Source organism: Embleya sp. NPDC055664, from assembly GCF_053618075.1.
This window is the reverse complement of record NZ_JBSHGZ010000026.1, coordinates 60,206-74,030: the sequence shown is the minus strand read 5'-3', so window position 1 is coordinate 74,030 and position 13,825 is coordinate 60,206. Positions and strand designations below refer to the sequence as shown.

At 68.3% G+C, this 13,825-nt stretch carries 11 protein-coding genes; 4 read left to right on the top strand and 7 right to left on the bottom strand.

The window, feature by feature from the left end; translation table 11 throughout:
* Positions 1-166: 166 nt before the first annotated feature.
* Together ACWGR4_RS32730 and ACWGR4_RS32725 are read left to right on the top strand one after the other, a co-directional pair.
* Positions 167-568 carry a hypothetical protein gene (locus tag ACWGR4_RS32730; protein WP_380003100.1) on the top strand — a complete coding sequence of 134 codons (402 nt, stop codon included), beginning with the start codon at positions 167-169 and terminating at the stop codon, positions 566-568.
* A 1,696-nt stretch (positions 569-2,264) separates the two neighbouring features.
* Entirely contained in the window at positions 2,265-3,524 is a 1,260-nt protein-coding gene (locus tag ACWGR4_RS32725) for a S8 family serine peptidase (protein WP_452129358.1), read from the top strand.
* Positions 3,525-3,548: 24 nt separating this feature from the next.
* Here ACWGR4_RS32725 and ACWGR4_RS32720 read toward each other — a convergent pair whose 3' ends face one another.
* From ACWGR4_RS32720 to eccB, 7 genes are all read right to left on the bottom strand, one after another.
* Positions 3,549-4,601 carry a hypothetical protein gene (locus tag ACWGR4_RS32720; protein ID WP_452129359.1) on the bottom strand — a complete coding sequence of 351 codons (1,053 nt, stop codon included), beginning with the start codon at positions 4,599-4,601 and terminating at the stop codon, positions 3,549-3,551.
* 90 nt (positions 4,602-4,691) lie between these two features.
* Positions 4,692-6,845 carry a hypothetical protein gene (locus tag ACWGR4_RS32715; protein WP_452129360.1) on the bottom strand — a complete coding sequence of 718 codons (2,154 nt, stop codon included), beginning with the start codon at positions 6,843-6,845 and terminating at the stop codon, positions 4,692-4,694.
* 9 nt (positions 6,846-6,854) lie between these two features.
* Entirely contained in the window at positions 6,855-7,286 is a 432-nt protein-coding gene (locus ACWGR4_RS32710) for a hypothetical protein (RefSeq protein WP_439674866.1), read from the bottom strand.
* Between the two features lie 153 nt (positions 7,287-7,439).
* Complete coding sequence (gene mycP, locus ACWGR4_RS32705) at positions 7,440-8,663, bottom strand: type VII secretion-associated serine protease mycosin (protein ID WP_452129361.1); 1,224 nt, start codon at positions 8,661-8,663, stop codon at positions 7,440-7,442.
* A 262-nt stretch (positions 8,664-8,925) separates the two neighbouring features.
* Complete coding sequence (locus tag ACWGR4_RS32700) at positions 8,926-9,213, bottom strand: WXG100 family type VII secretion target (RefSeq protein ID WP_078977448.1); 288 nt, start codon at positions 9,211-9,213, stop codon at positions 8,926-8,928.
* Between the two features lie 136 nt (positions 9,214-9,349).
* Positions 9,350-9,655, bottom strand: a complete 306-nt coding sequence (locus ACWGR4_RS32695; RefSeq protein ID WP_380003093.1) for a WXG100 family type VII secretion target — start codon at positions 9,653-9,655, stop codon at positions 9,350-9,352.
* A gap of 276 nt (positions 9,656-9,931) precedes the next feature.
* Positions 9,932-11,407 carry a type VII secretion protein EccB gene (gene eccB / locus ACWGR4_RS32690; RefSeq protein WP_452129362.1) on the bottom strand — a complete coding sequence of 492 codons (1,476 nt, stop codon included), beginning with the start codon at positions 11,405-11,407 and terminating at the stop codon, positions 9,932-9,934.
* A gap of 167 nt (positions 11,408-11,574) precedes the next feature.
* Here eccB and eccE point away from each other — a divergent pair, with 167 nt between their 5' ends.
* Complete coding sequence (gene eccE / locus ACWGR4_RS32685; protein WP_452129363.1) at positions 11,575-12,861, top strand: type VII secretion protein EccE; 1,287 nt, start codon at positions 11,575-11,577, stop codon at positions 12,859-12,861.
* 40 nt (positions 12,862-12,901) lie between these two features.
* Positions 12,902-13,738 (top strand): hypothetical protein, encoded by an 837-nt coding sequence (locus ACWGR4_RS32680; RefSeq protein WP_452129364.1) that lies wholly within the window; start codon positions 12,902-12,904, stop codon positions 13,736-13,738.
* Positions 13,739-13,825 lie beyond the last annotated feature (87 nt).

The following is a 13,825-nucleotide window of genomic DNA, read 5'->3' as shown; positions in this document are numbered from 1 at the left end:
TATGCCGAACCCACCATCCGAATAGTTATAACGGAACGTCAGCCTCCTCTTGCGGTCCGCTGACCATTCGTGGATCAATGGTCAGCGCCGCGACGCGCAGGCGTGTCCGACGTCCGCCGGGGAGGGTCGCGGCCGAAGGTCACCAAGCCCGGGGGAAACGTTGGCTATGGCGGGATCCGGTTTTCAGATCAGCCTGGAGATGCTGGAGAAGTTTCAGGGGGCGTTGGAGGGAGTGCTCGCCGATCTGATCGGCGAGGATCCGGGGGCGAACGCGGCCGAACACGGGATCGGCGCGACCGACTTGGGCGTGTCCTTCGCGGAGGCCCCGATGATCGGGGGAGTGATCCAGGAGACCGCCACCCGATTGCGCGCACTGATCGCCACGCTGCACGACCAGATCACGGCGATGAAGTTGTCGATCAAGGTGACCGGCGCGAACACGGCCGACGTGGACGACGACACGCGCCGCGCGCTGAACGAGATCATGGCGCGGATCGGCCAGGGTGGACAGACGCCGGTGACGACGGGATCGACGACCAAGTCGGGCGGCACGGTGGGTCTGGAATGACACGACTACACGAATCCGGCGTCGTGGGGGGAATCTGATGGTGCACGCGGACGGCGCGCCGACCGGGGGACCGGGCGGCGGCGGAACCGACTTCGAGGGATACACGCTCGAACAACTGCAGGCGATGATCGCCGGGGCGAACCCCTCGGCACTGGGTGTCTACGCCGACAAGCTGCACGGAACCGCCCAACGCATCCAAACCGCCACCGACGGCCTCACCAAGTGCATCCAGGCCCTCAGCGGCGCCTGGGAGGGCCCGGCAGCGGAAAGCTTCCGCACGTGGGCCGGCGGCGTCACGGCCGCCGCAACCGGCCTCGGCGACTACGTCTCGGCGGCCGGCACCCACGTCAACCACGTGGGCCAACAAATCTTCGTAGCCAAGATGCGCATGCCACGGGTGCCCCCGACAGTCCTGGCCACAGCCAACCAGGGCCCGGTAGCGGTCGTCTCAGCCGCCACAAACCCACCCCCCGGCGGCGTCGACCCAATCAAAGCCCACGAGGAAGCCAAGGCACAGGTAGACGCAGCCCACCGCGAAGCAGTAACCCAAATGCGCACATTGGCCTCGACATACCGCGTCACCGCGTCCGACCTGAAGGCCCTACAAGCGCCGGTGTTCCCCAATCCTCCGGGATACGGGCCAATCGACCAAGAGAGAACCATTGAAGGAGTCGCCAACACGAGCTCAGTCGGCGGTACTGCCGGTGAACATAGCGGCGGCGGGTCAGAAACTCGTTCAGGACCGAGCGGCTCGCGCAGCGGAATCTATTCGGCACCCGCGGAACAACCGAGCGGCGGCAGGGCGCCAGGCTTCGGATCTCCTGGCGAAACAACTCCCTACACCCCGCAGTCGACAAGTTTGCAAGGTGGCACTTCACTCACTGCATCGCCGGCGACTGATGTTCCCTGGACTCCGCAAAGCTCCGGCAGTAATCCCAGCTCCATGCCTACCGGCGCCAATCCGCCCGGTGGGCTCCCAGGGATTAGCCCGATCACTTCCACAGGTTCGGGACAGATCACAACGCCCCACACCGGAGGCAGCCGCACCACCGGAGGCCCGGGGGCTACCCCACGGAATAGCTACGCCGGAGGACCAGGAGGCGCGCCCCCGCATGGTGGAAGCAGAGCTCCAGGGGTGATCCCGGGAAGTGGGACTACGCCCGGAAATGGGGGTGGGCGAGGTACCTTCAGCGCTCGGCCCGAAGCTCGCGGCCCAGCATCGAATCCCGTAAGCGGCACATCCGCGTCAGGGCCGACAGGGCGTACGGCAGGCATGCCCGGAGCAGCAGGTGCGCCGGCCTTCCCAGCAGGTCGACCAACTGGCGGATCCGGTCGCCGTCTAGCCGCTTCGCAAGGTGGATCCGTCGGTAACGTTTCTCGTGCCGCGTCCAGTCGCAACTCCCCGAGGTTGCAAGCGCTTCCTGCGGAGCCAAATGCAACCAGAACCGGCAGCGCTGGCACACAGCGCAACCCTGCGGCTCCCGGGGAACGAACCCCATTTACAGGCGGTGCTCGCTCGGAACAGGTCCGTCGGCGCACACCTCGCGTGGACAACGACGACGACAACGTCTGGGATGGCCCCCGTCGGCCGGGTGTGGTCCCACCTGTCATCGAATAGACCACGCCCCTCCCACCCTTGGAAGGACACCTACATCGTATGAGCGGACGACCTATGCAAGCCCATCGGCTGTCCGTCATGCTCAGCACGCTCTTCGTGATTCTGATCGGCAGTGGACCCTTTGCACCACCCGCCCGGGCCGACTCCCTCCGCGCCCAGCAATGGTACTTGGATACATGGAAAATCGACGAGGCATGGAAGATTTCTCGCGGCAACGGCATCACTGTTGCGGTAATCGACTCTGGCGTTGACGCTACGCATCCGGATTTGGTGGGGCAGGTACTGCCTAGTTTGAGCACAGCCGGGGATGCCAATGGTCACGGCACCGGTATGGCGAGTCTCATTGCTGGTCATGGCAGAGCTGGTGGCGGGCAGGGAATTTACGGCGTGGCTCCCGGAGCCAAGATCCTGCCGTTCAGAGCTCTCGATGGCTTGGCCGGTAGGCAGGACACAAATTCGGTGGCGGAGGGCATTCGCCTAGCCGCAGATTCCGATGCCAAAATCATCAGCATCTCGTTGGCCGGAAGCAACAATGTTCCAGCTGAGGGGGAGGCTGTAGCATACGCGCTCAGCAAGGGAAAACTAGTCGTCGCTGGCGCAGGAAACACACCGGACAGTCGTGACAACGTGCCGGTCTACCCAGCGACGCGCCCAGGCGTTCTAGCCGTTAGCGCAGTGGATCGTGAAGGAAAACCCGCCAACAACAGTGTGCGCGGGTCGTGGGTCGCGCTGGCGGCCCCGGGCGCCGACATCCCTCGCGCCTGCGTCACCGAGACCCGCTACTGCCTGGGCACCGGTTCCAGTGACGCCACCGCGCTTACCTCTGGGGTGGCGGCGCTTGTGTGGTCGGTGCATCCCGATTGGACTGCCAATCAGGTCATTCGGCGGCTGATCGATACTGCCAATCGGCCTACCGAGCCTGTTCCTTCCGACACCTTTGGCTACGGGGCCGTGAGTCCCCGTAAGGCCCTTGCTGCCACCGACACGCCTGGGCCGGCCGATGTGAATCCGCTCGTCGGCGTGCGTGGGGACAAGCCGAGTGCGCCGCCCACCACCGGCGCGTCCAGCGGCCCGCCTGCGGCAACTGCGCCACCCGCAAGTACCGCGCCCCCGGCGGCAGTCGCCGGCAAGTCCGACGACGAGGACAGCCTCCTCGTTCCGATCCTCATCGGCACCGCCGCCGTCGTCGTCCTCGGCGCCGGCGCCGCCGTCGTCACCATGCGCCGTCGCCGGGCCCGCGAGCTCGCGGCCCGTCAACAGGCCGCTGCGCCGCCCTGGCCCACCGTACCGCCGACCTACCACCCGCCGGGCGGCGGCCACCCCTACGACCGGCGCTGAGCGCGACGGCACGCCCGATCCCGCCTACTTCGCCGAAGTCGCGCCGCCGCCCGCGCATGCCGATTCGGGCGCGGCCGCCACGATGGCCGCCTTCAACTCCCGCAGCGGCCGGAGCCGTTCATCGAAACGTTCGAGTGCATGGACCAGGGCCGCGTTTTCGGCGGGAATCACTCCGGGCTCGCAGCCCCACGCGATCGTGCGACGACGTTCGGCGTTTTGGGGGTACTGCCAGGCGAAGGCCGCGTTCATGCTCGTGAAGCGAAGGGCTCGTTCGCCCTTCTCGTTGAAAACATCACACCAGGACACATCGGTTCGGGCGGTCTCGAACTTCTCCGCCGACCACCTTGTCGTATCCGTGATCCCGAGAGCCGTCGCGTCCACAGGTAGACACCGCCCATCCTGCGGAAGCGGCTCTCTGCGCACCGGTCCCGCGGAAATGTCCAGTTCCGGGATACGGTCCGGGCAGCCCATGGCCTCGAGCCCGCGATTCGTCAAACGGGCGAGCATCGAAGCCAGGATCGGCCGTATGTTCTTGAGCGAAGCATCCTGCGAGCGCCGCACACCGATGTTGGCGAACCTCGCCGTCTTGCGTGTCTCCTCGGGGCCTGCCGAACACGCCGGCACCCGTAGCCACGCCTCGTTGTCGGTGACCGCTCCGCTGATGCCACCGCCGAGCGGGGTGGCGCCGGTGGGGAAGTCCTCGGCGATCTGACCTTCCACGGCCCAGTCGGCAATGAACAATCTGAAAGCGAATTCGGCGCGATCGTCATCTCGGGATGTGTTGAGCCGCGTCCCTTGTGGCTGTACACGTCCCCGGGCAACCGGCACCGAGAGGTAGCAGTTCGTGGTACCGATGTGATCCCGGTCGACCGGGGTCACGGATATCACGCGCCCGATACGACCGTGCTTGCCCATGGACGATCCACTGATGAAACGCGCCACCTCGGCCCCGGACATCGCATCGAAACAAAACTTTTCCGGGGCCGAGTAGGTCTTCTCCTGCCACGGCAGCCGATCACTGTGACCCAGAAATACCCCGACAGCAGTCAATGAGACGCACGTCGCGAGAGCGATCACCAATCGCCGAGTCCGAAACGCCCAAGGAGATCGATCGGACATTATCGCACCCTTCAATTTTTCGAATTCACGAACAGAAGCCGTGGACTGCTATTTATCGAAAATCTGCTGCACCATGTGGCTGCCGTTTCCGTAGTACAGCTGCGAATTCCCGAGCAGGCCTTGAAGCTTCACGTCGAAGTCCGGAGCCCCTCGCTCCGGAGAGCTTTCGGCAAATGCCTTCAGCGCCGCGCTCCATCGATCCGCATTTTCCTTGCGCATGGCCTCCAGGTCGATCGAGGTCTGCTCGGCGATCTCACTGCTGCGGTCGGCATACCAGTGATCGGTAATAAGATTCACCCTCCGCTGGGCGAAGTCTCCCAAAAAGGCGAGTTGCGGGGGCAGGACAACCCCTGCCACCGCATTCGCTCCACCACCGTAGCCGTGGTAGAGATATTTACTGTCCCAACTCCTCGCGGTATCCGAGTCGCTTCCGTAGTCCATGATCACCTGTGCTCGAATTTCATCGAGCGCGCCCAGGGCCCTGGATCCGGCGTTGACCTCCACCTTCACCGCTTCCGGATCGACGGGGGTGGCCATTCTTGCCGCGCCGTAATTGAGTTCCTGATCATAGAGCAACCTGAAGGCTTCCGGGTTCTCGGATGCGCCCTTCATCGCCCTGACCAGATCGTTCGTGTTACCGAAGAGGGAATGATGGAGTCGATCTCCCGAGAGACTGAGATGCGTTTCGTCCACATATTCCGCGAATATGTTCGCCATACTGTCGCTCATGCTCCCGGGTACCGCGCCGTGCAACCCTCCCCGGCCCCCGATGTAGTTGACCGCGTCCGCCGCGATACGCCGCATGACGTCATCGTGCGGGGCCATCGGGGAATCGGGGAGGCCCACCGCGCCGGTGGGGATTCGGCCGGTCGTGGCGGCCTGGAGCGCATTCCCGAGAGCATCGAAGCTCGTCGGCTCGCCGCCGCCACCGCCGATGTGGTCCGAAATCGGGCTGCGGCCCTTGAACAGGTAGTCGAGCCGGGCCGGTCCGCCGTCGCCGAAGAAGCCCTTCGCCGCCTCGGGGTTCCAACTCATCGCCGTCAGCACGCCGGTCACCGGATCGTAGCCGCTGCCCGGACGGGAGAGATCCAGGCCGAAACGCGGCGGCGGAATGAGGGTCGTGCTCCAGATCGAGGGCTTGCCGGCGGCCTTCTCGAACGCGATCACCTCATCGGCGGTCTGTCGCAGGAAGGCGGTGTCGTATGTGCCGTGGCCCAGCAGCGTGCCCAGCAACTGGTACCCGTAGACCGTGGCCCGTCCCGGATACGCGTCACCGTCGCCGACGCGGACGAACTTTCGGCCCGCCTCCGTCATCGACGCCATCCACGCGGGGTCCTTGACCAGTCGCGGACTGGCCGCGGCCAGGGAATTGCCCAAGTCGGTCTGAAGTTGCCTCAGGTCCGCCAGTCTCGGGTCATTCTTGTCGCCCGCGCCTATCCGCGCGTTCATCTGCGCGATCAGACCGGTGGCATCGTAGAGGCCGGTGGGTTTCATCGAACGAGTCAGTGCTTCGGCGAAGTTCGGGTTTCCGGAGTTCGCCTGCATGATGTTGCGCAGCAGGTCGAGATCACCCGAATCGAGCGAGGACAGGCGGGTGAACAGGTCGGCGGCGCGCTTGGCGTCCGCCTCGGCACCGCCACCGAGCGCGTCGGGCGAGTCGAACAAGGTCGCGTCCTTGCCGCGCGTGGCGCGCAACGCCGCCGCCCCCCGCTCGTCCGCGTCGCCGGCTCGACGCAGCAGGTCGGCGATCCGGCGACCGATTTCCTCGGCATGTGAGCGCTGCTCGGCCGTGTAACGATCGCCGGCCTCCTTGCTCACCTCCGGCTGCCCCGGAGCAACCTGCATCGGTGGCCAGCTGACCGCCCCGTCCGGCGCGATCACGAGTTTCTTGGCGGCGGCCTCCGCCTCGATCGCCTGCAACTCCTCACGCAGCTTGCGAAGATCGCCGTTGACATCACTGAGCACGGAAGCGACGGCCCGACTCTCGAGCGTGGCGTTGGTCAACTGCTTGTGCACCGTATCGATGCGCAGGCCGGCGAACTTGGCGGAAAGCCCCTGCCACTTACCGCTCTTGATCGGCCCCGACAACTCGGCGCCCAGGCGGAGTTCAACGCCTTGCATCCGTCCGGCCAGGGCGTCCCAATACGCCACCGCCGCCGACAGGCCATCGAGATTGGCCTGTCGAAACTGTGCGAGGTTCATCGCTTCTCCTCAAGAACCGAACAGGTTGGTGTTGACATGCTCGGTATGCCGGTACTGGTCGGCGTTGGCGCGCAAGGCTTCCGCCGCCAAACCGAACTGGGCCGCGGCGGAGGCAGCCTGCAAGGGCCAGTCGTGTGCCAACTCGCGCAGCGCCGCCTGCATGGCGTGGCCCTCCAGCCCGGCCGCCGCGGTCTGGGCGGTGGCGTCGGCGTCCTGGTTGATCTTCAGAATCTCGCCCTGGAAGCCTTCGGCCGTGCCGGCGAGTCGGGTCAATTGGTCCGCTTCCACGTACGTGCGACCCGGCACGTCGAACGAGCCGCCGGGGTCCTGAATCGGCGGAACACCCGGAGGCGGGTTCGGTGGGCCGGCCGGAGCCGGGTGCGAGCCGGGCGGCGCGGGATCGGTCTCGTGAAACTGATCGGGAAAGGCGATACGGCTCAAGTTCGTATCGGGTATGCCGCTTGACATGTTTTCCCCAGGTGGTCCGATGAGGTTCTTTCCTGATTATCGGAAGCCCGCCCCGAACGACGGGTCGTCACCATGCAGTGGCCGGCCGAACCTCGATCGGCCGGGGCCGGTCGCGGTTCAGCTGGGTTAAGGGCGGTTTCGGGCGTCGCGGATGACGATTGCGCCGCAGATCACCACGATCGTGAGCCCGATCGCGACGAAGAGGATCACCGAGGCCTTGCGGCGGTCGCGGTCGGCTCGGGAGGGGCCGTGGGCCAGTGGGGCCACGTTGACCAGTTCCGTGCTGCGGTCGACCTTGGGGTCGGGGACCGGGACGGAGCCGGGTACCCCGGTGAAGGCGAGGGCGCGCAGGGGGTCGACCACGCCCCAGCCGACGCCGTCCACGTGGCCCGGGGCGGTGCGCTGTGCGGTCTGTTCGATCAGGGTGATCACCTGGGCCGCGGTGTAGTTCGGGTGCGCCGAGCGGATCAGCGCCGCGACGCCCGCCACGTACGGCGTCGCGAACGAGGTGCCGTCGCCCCGGCAGTGGCCGCCCTTGGGGACCGTCGACCACATGTCCACGCCGGGCGCCATCACGCCCACGTACGGCTTGTTCTGCGAGAACGGCGCTCGCTCGTTGTTGCGGTCGGCGGCGCCGACGCCCAGCACGCCCGGATACTTCGCGGGCCACGAGTCGAGGTTGTCCTTGTCGCCGGAGTTGCCGGCCGCGGCCACCACCACGACCTGCTTGGCCAGCGCGCGCTGGATCGCGTCCTGCAACTTTTGGCCCGGCTCCTGGCCGCCCACGGTGTCCTGCGAGATGTTGATCACCGAGGCACCTCCCGCGACCGCGAAGTCGATCGCCTGGGCCAGGGTGTCCTCGTTGCCCTTGGTCGCGTCGTCGCCGCCGTTCTGCCGGATCGGCAGCAGCATCGCCTCGGGCGCGATCCCGGCGAATCCGGTCTCCAGCCTGGGGGTGAGCCGATCCCCGGGCCGGGCCGCGATGATGCCCGCGGCCATCGTGCCGTGGCCGTTGGTGTCGTCGGTGCCGTTCGCCTTGTCGTTGAAGAAGTCCTTGCCGGCCACGATCGCGGGCGCCAACTGCGGGTTGTCGTCGTCTATCCCGCTGTCGATCACCGCGACCGTGACGCCCTTGCCGGTCGCCTTCTGCCACAGCTCGTCGAGCAACACCCGTTGCAACGACCACGGCTTGCCGGGCATCGGCTTGGACGGGTACTGGCAGTCGCTCCCCGCGAGCAGCGCGGTGTGCGCCGGACCCCCGTCGGCCGAGGCAGCGCCCACCGATCCGGCGGGAAGCACCAGACCCAGCGCCAGAAGGGGTGCCGCCCACCGTCGCCGCACGGGTCGCATCGGTTCGTTCGCCTTCCGGATCACCGTCCGCCCGATCCCGGTCCACCGGGCCGGGCGGTTCGTCTTCTGGGTGTCCCCGGCCCCCGTAAGACCGATGACGGACGCGGGAGGAGGCGGGCACCAGCCCGCCTCCTCACATCACGCCACTCACGCACACACGCTCTCGCACACACATGCCTTCGCGCACACACGCGCACGCGCACTCGCACTCACACACACGCACTTCGCCGACGACGCACCGCGCCGAGGATCGAAGCAGCGACTACTGCCACATCTTGGCGTTCGACGCCTCGGTCTGGCGGTACGCGTCGGCCGCGCGCATCAGGCCGTCGGCGATGCCGTTGAGCGCGTCCTGCAGCCCCTGCGCGTTCTGGTCCCAGCTCGCCTGCTGGACGAGGTAACCCTCGCGGGCGTCACCGGACCACGACTCGGTGACCGGCGAGATGTCCCGCTTCAGACCCGACTGCATGTCGGCGAGACGGGCGTTGAGGGCGCGAATATCGGCTGCGGCCTGTTCGAGCGCAGCGAAAGTGACAACTACCTGCGACATGCTTTCTCCCCAGTGTCGGATGACGGGCGTACGACCGGGGCATCGCCCCGAGCGCCACGAGAGCGGACTCGACCGTCGGCGACGGGGGCGACCAGGCGCACGGCGACGACGGTACGAATCCCGGAACGAACCTCGGTCAGAACATCAACTTCGAGATGTTGCCGGACACCGTCGTCTCGGTCTGGTCGTACGAGTTGGCGTTGTGGCCCATCGCCCCCGAGATGGCCTCCAGAGCGCGCTTGACCCCGAGCGCCTTCTGCACGGCCTGCTCCTGCAGCGGGTCGAACTGGGTCCTGGCAGCGCCCTGCCACTGACCCTCGATCGCGTCGACCTTGCGGTTCATCTCCTGGATGGCCGCCTCGAGGTCGGTCGCGACACCCTGAACCTTCTTCGACAACTCCGCCAACATCTGCGGAGTGATCTTGAACGCTTCACCTGCCATGTTTCACCATCCCCCATGAGACAGACGTGCGCGAGGGAAGGTTCGTGTCACCCGTGTCGGGTGCCCCCGCACCAACGTCACCGTTGCGACGTCGTGGGAACTCTAACCGCAACCCCGGACGCCACCCAAGCGACGCCCTACGCAAGGTTACGGAACCTTGACCCGGTGAATACCCCTGCGGGTCCAGTGCAATGCGCAGGTCTTCAGTGGTGCTTTCGGGTCGGTTCGTCGCCACTCACGACCCCCACGACGCTACCTCAACTCCCGCCCCCAGGCTCAGGAACCCTGTGGCTTCTTGGCATCGGCCGTACTCAACTGCGGTCCCCGCGACACCAGTTCCGACCACGCCCGGGGCAACGGCTTGGCCTCCACGCCCTTGTACCCCAGGCGCTGCTTCGCCTCGCTCTCCTGCCCGGACTGCGCCTGCGCACCGCCGGCCTGCGCCTCCTCCGGCACGCTGTAGCGCAGTCCCGAGTCGGCGACCAGATACATCGGACCGCCCTCGGGCGTACCGGTGACCTCCCGATACAGCGCCCCCGCGCCGGGCTTGACCCACACCCCGCCCATGCCGTCGACCAGTTGCTCCGGCGGCCGGGTCCCCGCGGACTGCGTGGTCACCGGCTGTGTGCCGCGCCAGTCGTCGGCGAAGGTGTTGCACACCACGTTGCGCGGCAGTTCCAGGTCGTTGCGGGTCATCCGGTTCATCGGGGTCGGCGGAATCTCCGGCCATCCCTTGTCCGCGGCGTAGGTGCGGTCCTGCACCACGGCGGTGCCGAGCGTGCCGATGTTCACCGGGAACGCGTTCGGCGGCGTGTTGCCGTACGCCTCCTTGACCCTCGGGTTCGTGGTGAGCAGGACGGCGGTCAGCTCGCTGATCGGCATCACGCCCTCCCTGGTGACCACGTAGTTCTGCCGCTGGGCACCACCTTCGGCCCGCAACACGATGCCGATCCTGTTGTACTCCCGAGCCAGCGGCAGCGAGGTGGGCTTGCCGTAGTCGGCCGGCAGCGGGTGGTCGATCACCCCGCCGTCGATCAGCGTGGCCAGCCACGAGTCGCTCATCGGCTGCGCCGGTATGCCGACCAGGTTGAGCGCGCCGATCACGGTCGGCGCCTCCACGGCGTAGCGCTTGCCCTGGTAGACGAGGTACTTGCGCTGGTTGCGGTCCTGGACGAACAGCCCCTGCCCGGGGGCGAGCGGCCCGTCCGCCGGAGCCGCGCCGATGAACACGCTGCGCTGCGGCTCGCCGGCCGGGTCGGGCCTGCCGTCCTTGCCGATCGCCGGACGCTCGCACACGGTCCAGGACTTGCGCCCCCGGACCTCCTTGGCCGTGGGCAGCCGGTCCGGCGCGTTCGGAATACCCAGCGGCGCGCCGTGACTCACGCTGTTGAGCTGCTTCTCCGGCACCATGTTGACCTTGAAGTTGCCCGGGTCCAGGAGCAGTCGGCCCGAAGCGATGTTGAGCACGGGGTGCAGCTTGCCGTCGAGGAAGACGTATCGGCTGGCCGAGTCGCGGCCCACGATCAGACTGCTCTTGTCCTTCCAGCCGGGCGGCGTTCCGGGCTTGATCAGACCGACGACCCCGAACCCGGCCAGCACCAGCATCGCGACCACGATGCTGGGCGTGACCATCCGCATCGGCTTGGGGGCGTTCTCCTCGGTGCCCCCGCCGGGCGCGGGTTGCAGGAAGGCCGCCACCATGCGGCGGCGCGCGAAGATGTACGCCTCAAGTTGCTCGCGGCGCGATGCCATCGTTCTCCCCGTGATCGACCGAACGCTCCGGCTGACGGTTCTATCACCGCCGCGGTCGCAGGGTCGCGGCCAGACCCCCGGCCCCGTACCGTACGGTGTGCCGCACCCGTTGTGACACTCGGGCGACGGCGTACGGGGACAAGTCGTGACATGGGGGATCTACAAACGTGGCCGCACCCACGCCGGTAGGGACGCATCGGCAGACCCGCCCGCCCACACCACCCGACGGGACGTCACCACCGACGCCGCCCCAACGCGCCTCGTTGCGGGTACATCCGCGCGCGGGGCGGATCGGCGGCGTGCTGGTCCAGCAGATCGTACTGATCCAACTCGCCGTGCTGCTGGTCGCGATCGGCCTGGCCACCAACCTCGCGGTGCTGATCGGTCTGGGCGCGGTGGCGATCCTGCTGGTGGTGCCCGCGCTCGTGCGGCTGCGCGGCCGGTGGCTCGCGCAGTGGTTGCCGATCGTGTACGACTTCCGCCGCAGGCGTCGGATGCCGGCCGTGCCGGACGACGCGGACCCGGTCCTGGTCCCGGTATTGGAGTGCGCGCCGCGGTTGACCACCACCTCGGTCACCGACCGCGACCGCCGCTCGATCGGCCTGATCGGCGACGGCACCTTCCTCACCGCCGTACTGCTGGTCACCTCGCGCGACGAACCGCTGCGCCCCTCGCGGGCCCAACGCCCGCTGCCGCTGCCCGCGATCGTGAGCACGCTCGACGTGGACGACGTGACGCTGGCCTCGGTCCAGGTGGTCCAGCACACCCAGCCGGCGCCGGCCACCCACCTGCCCGAGGAGGCGCTGGCCACCCGTTCCTACCGGCAACTCGTCGAGCAGGGCCTGCACGACGTGCCCGCGCTGCGGCTGACCTGGATCGCGCTGCGCTTCGAACCCGAGCTGTGCGCGGGCGCGGTGGCCGCGCGCGGCGGTGGCGAGGAGGGCGCCCAGCGGGCGCTGTTGCGCGCGGTCAACCAGCTCGCCGGCAACCTGACCGGCGCCGGTTTCGAGGCCCGGGCCCTGGACGAGGCCGAGTTGATCCAGGCGCTCGCCACCTCGTGCAGCGTGAACCGCACCACGCGCCAGTACGGGCGCGGCGGGCGGCGGACCACCGAGTCCAAGCGCGCGTGGCGCTGCGACGACCGGTGGCACACCACCTATTGGGCGAACCACTGGCCGCAGTTGACCCAGGGGCGCACCTCCGACCTGGTGGGCGCGCTGACCGCGACCCCGGCGATCGCCACCACCTTCGCGCTGACCGCCACCCACGGCGTGGGCGGGACCACCGCGCTCACCACGCACGTACGGATCGCCGCCCGCTCCGGCAGCGAACTGGCGGACGTGACCCGGCAACTGGAGCGCCGGGCGCGCTCCGAGCGGATCGGGCTGACCCGGCTCGACTGGGAGCAGCAGCCGGCCCTGCTGGCCACGCTGCCGCTCGGCGGCCTGTCGTGACGAAGCGTCACATGTGCATGTGTACGGGGAGGATCCACCTGTGAGCACGACCAACACCGGCCGCGGCCGACGTCGGGCGCCGAACGGGCGCAATCCGGCCCCCGCGCCGACGCCGACCCCGCCCCCGAATCCGACCCCGGGGTCCGGCACCCCCGCACCACGGCCGGCGCGCCGCGGGGGCCTGGCCCGCTTGATCGGCCCGCGCCACGAGCGACACCTGCTGACCGCCGCCCAGTTGCCCGCGCTCGGCCTGCCGGTGGGCGACGACGGCGTGGTGATCGGGGTCGACGCGGATCGTGATCCGGCGGTCCTGGGCCTGTTCCGGCCCGAGCCGCTGGAGGTGGCGTTCGTCGGCGGCGCGTATGTGGTGCAGATCATCGCGTTGCGGGCGGCGGCGATCGGCGCCCGGGTGGCGATCGAGTCCGGCCGTCCGCAGCTGTGGTCCGCGATGGCCCAGGCCGCGGGCGGCGCGCAGCCGTGCGTGACGGTGCATCAGGTGGGTCGGCTCGGCCCGCAAGGCCCCACTCCGGGCAGCCCGGTCCTGGTCGTCCGCGACTGCGGCGCCCGGCCGCCGCGCAATCGGCTCGCGCCGGCCGCCTGGCAGACCACGCTGACCCTGCTGCCCTTCCTCGACCCGGCGCAGGCCCGGCAGCGGATCGGCGCCGGCGTCGGGCTGATCGGCATCCAGCGGGTCTCGCCGATGGAGGCGCAGGCGGCCGCGACCGTGCTGAGCCTGCCCGGCGAGGACGAGGCCGCGCTGCCCACGCTCGCCGACGAGCTGACCCTGTGGAGCACCAGGAAATCGCGCAAGTACGTGATGCTGACGCCCACTCGGGCCGAACTCGACCTGCTCGGACCGCCGCGCCGGATGGACTGACCCGGTGTCCGGGCACACCGACCGCGCGGTTCCGCGCACCGCCTCGACGCGAACAGGGGACGGACCGGCGACGACCGCCGACGCCGC